This window comes from Syntrophorhabdus sp. (genome assembly GCA_012719415.1).
GTDB lineage: Bacteria > Desulfobacterota > Syntrophorhabdia > Syntrophorhabdales > Syntrophorhabdaceae > Delta-02.
Genome location: JAAYAK010000058.1, coordinates 1 through 3229 on the forward strand (window position 1 = coordinate 1; position 3229 = coordinate 3229).

Below are 3229 nucleotides of genomic sequence, written 5' to 3' on the forward strand. Positions count from 1 at the left end.
CGAAATATGCCCTGTGGCTCGGGGCGATGACGATGACGCTGTCGACAGGGAGTTTGGAAACAGCCTTGTAGGCGAAGGCCGCCACCTGTCCCGAATACACGTATCCGGCATGGGGACAGACTATCGCATGGACCCGCCCCGGGATGGGTTCGACCTCGGCCCCTTTCAGGTAGGTCTCGATATCCTTTCTCAAAAGAACGGGATCGTCGGGATAGAACATCCCGCTCACTGAAGGTAAGCGCACCGTCGTCATCTTTCCGCCCGTACCAGTTCATTATATCATATGTGACCGCCGGGGGCGCGGCTTTTTTATCAACCGCGCGCAGGCTATATGCTATAATACACCCTGTGATCGTCAAGCACATCTTCCGGGAAAGAAGCAATCACGTCCTCTGCTTCGTTGTCCCGGCACTCCTGTTCCTTATCTTCGTCTTTCCCGAGCATACCCTGGGTGAGATGGGCAAACCCGTCATAGGGGCTGAAGAGTACGTCAGAATATTGCCCTACGGTTTCACGGTCCCGGCGCGCGTCGACACGGGGGCCGCGACAACATCCCTCGACGCCAGGAACATACGTGTGGAAGACTCCACCGTTACCTTCACCCTCCCGCCCCAGTGGGGCGGCGCCACCATCACGGCCTCCATTGTCGACTGGAAACATATCCGCACGTCGGGATCGAGAAAGAAGCGGCCCGTTGTGGAAATGGAGCTGTGCATCGCCTCAAGGAAGCTGCGGGCCCGGGTCAACCTCAACGATCGCTCGCACATGAGATACCCCATGCTCATCGGCAGAAACGTCATCACGGGCAACTTTCTCGTGGATCCTTCGCGGTCCTTCACGAGACCTCCGGAAGCAGAGGGCACAGAGGACGACCGATGAAACGACCGGCACTGGCCGCTGCCCTGGCACTCATGGCCATATCGCTCATCATTGTCGCCTACCGGATCGTTTCCCTGGGATATCCCGTCACTCCCGCCCGGCCTGATCACGTATGGACCTTTCGCTTCGATGGAGTCCTGCAGGGAACCGGGAAAGACCCGCTCTTTCTCCTCTCATTGCCGTCACAACAGCATGGTCAGATCATACTCGAAGAATTCATCGGATCGGGATCGATGAATTTCAACCTTCTCAAGGAATATGACAACCGCATCGGCGTCTGGTCAGGCAAACCGCCGAAGGATGGTGAATACATATCGTACAGGGCCACCATCCTTTTCCAACACAGGGGGGCCGAAGGAACCGTCGTGCCGCCGCGACGATCCTATCCCTACGGTATCGCGGACGAGCAGATAGCGCTCGTCGAGGAACTGACGGGTCAATGGCGCGTCATGCCCCTTTCCACGCGGATACAGGTGGTCCTCGGATTTGCAAGGGTCGGCGCCGCCGGTTCCGGCAACGATCCCAACCTCACGAGACTCGATAAAGCGTTGGAAGGGTACGATGACATTACGAGGCTCCTCATCCTTCTGGCCGCTGTCAGTGTTCCCGCGAGGACCGTGGAGGGTATGGCCCTTGCCGAAGGGGTCACGGACACCACATTCCCCTGGGTTGAGGCGTGGACGGGACAGGGCTGGGAGCACATAGATCCCGAAAGCATGGAGGTGGTCCCCTCGGACAAGAGGTTCCTCCCCCTGAGTGCCGGAGGGATGTCGGCCGTCAGGACCTCCGGCGGCAGGCTTTCCATGAAGCGCTTTGAGCTGACCCGGGACATTATGGGCCGATGGCGCATCTTCTTCGAGAAGGTCACCCGGTCCGACAGGTTTCTTGACGTGTGGTCCCTCTTCAGGGTCCCTCCAGAGTTTCAACAGACCTTCAGGATACTGCTGCTCGTGCCCCTCGGGGCGCTCCTCATCGCGCTGCTTCGCAACATGGTCGGTTTCCAGACCTTCGGGATATTCATGCCCGTGCTCATGGCTCTTGCCTTCAGGAGCACCGGGCTTGGTTACGGTCTCGCCATCTTCGCCGCGATAATCGCCATCGGGTACGCGGCGCGACGATACCTGAACAGAATGCGGTTGCTTCTCATCCCCAGGATGTCCGTCCTCGTAAGCCTCGTGATATCCTGCTTCATCATCCTCGCTCTTGTGGGCAACAGGTTCGGGGTAAGGCAATTCATGGCCGTGGGTCTCCTCCCCTTCGTCATCCTTACCATGACGATAGAACGCTTCTACGTTGTTGTCGAGGAGCATGGAATGAGGACGGCGCTGCAGACGGCCGCGGGAAGCGCCGCGGTCTCGGTGATCACATACCTCATCATCCAATGGGAGGTCCTGCAGATCACCTTCTTCGTCTACCCCGAACTCCTCCTCTTCGTCATGGGGCTGCAAATCCTCGTGGGCCGGTACACCGGGTACCGTCTGTCGGAACTGGTCCGTTTTCGCTCCTTCGGGAGCACTGACCGATGATACCCCATCCCTTCAGACGACTGCAGGAAACAGGCGTCCTCGGTATGAACACTCGCAATGCCGAGATCATCATGGCCAAAAACCCCCGCTCGCGCTTCCCTCTCGTCGACAACAAGGTCGTCACGAAAGAGCTGGCGGCCCTGCAAGGCATCCCCACACCGGAGATGTACGGCGTCATCATGAAGCATGGGGACGTGAAGAGACTTGACTCGATCATCCGCGACAGGGACTCCTTCGTCGTCAAACCCGCCCGGGGCTCGGGGGGTAGCGGGATCGTCCTCGTGAAGGAGAGAAATGAGACCGATCTCATCACCGAAAGCGGCAGGACCATCACGATCACCGGGCTTCGATATCACGTAGCGGACATCCTGTCCGGGGTCTTTTCGCTGGAAGGTCATGATGACCAGGCCATCATCGAGGCGCTCATCCACCCCGATGACATCTTCACCCCTGTCACATACCGGGGAGTACCTGATATCAGGGTCGTCGTCTATCGCGGGGTCCCCATCATGGCCATGGTCCGTCTGCCCACGGCGGCGTCAGACGGCAAGGCAAACCTCCATGGCGGCGCTATCGGTGCCGGCATCGACCTTGCCCGCGGCCTCACGATCACCGCCGTCCACAGGTCTTCCATCGTGACCCACCACCCCGACACGGGAAATCCCGTAAGCGGAATAAACGTCCCGCACTGGGAAGAGATGCTCCTCATGGCGGCGCGCTCCCTGGAAATGACGGGGCTTGGCTACATAGGAGCGGATATGGTCATCGACCGCGACAGGGGTCCGCTGCTCCTGGAGCTCAACGCCCGTCCCGGTCTCGCCATC

The 3229-nt window shown here is 59.4% G+C and carries 4 protein-coding genes; 3 read left to right on the plus strand and 1 reads right to left on the minus strand.

All coding sequences use genetic code 11. From position 1 onward, the window contains the following. On the minus strand, positions 1 to 244 hold a 244-nt coding region (gene amrB / locus GXX82_03705), incomplete at its 3' end, for an AmmeMemoRadiSam system protein B (protein NLT22131.1). Between the two features lie 104 nt (positions 245 to 348). Between amrB and GXX82_03710 the strand changes: the two genes are divergently transcribed. The 3 genes from GXX82_03710 to GXX82_03720 form a co-directional block, all read left to right on the plus strand. Next, positions 349 to 879, plus strand: a complete 531-nt coding sequence (locus GXX82_03710; GenBank protein NLT22132.1) for a hypothetical protein — start codon at positions 349 to 351, stop codon at positions 877 to 879. Continuing rightward, the gene (locus tag GXX82_03715; protein NLT22133.1) at positions 876 to 2405 is read left to right on the plus strand and encodes a UUP1 family membrane protein; all 1530 of its coding nucleotides are present in this window, start codon (positions 876 to 878) and stop codon (positions 2403 to 2405) included. Before GXX82_03710 ends, GXX82_03715 begins: the two co-directional genes overlap by 4 nt. Next, on the plus strand, positions 2402 to 3229 hold an 828-nt coding region (locus GXX82_03720), incomplete at its 3' end, for an alpha-L-glutamate ligase-like protein (protein NLT22134.1). The genes GXX82_03715 and GXX82_03720, both read left to right, overlap by 4 nt.

What these genes read in the sequence shown, in the direction of transcription:
- GXX82_03715 (NLT22133.1), top strand. Translation starts at nt 876, where the DNA reads ATGAAACGACCGGCACTGGCCGCTGCCCTGGCACTCATGGCCATATCG.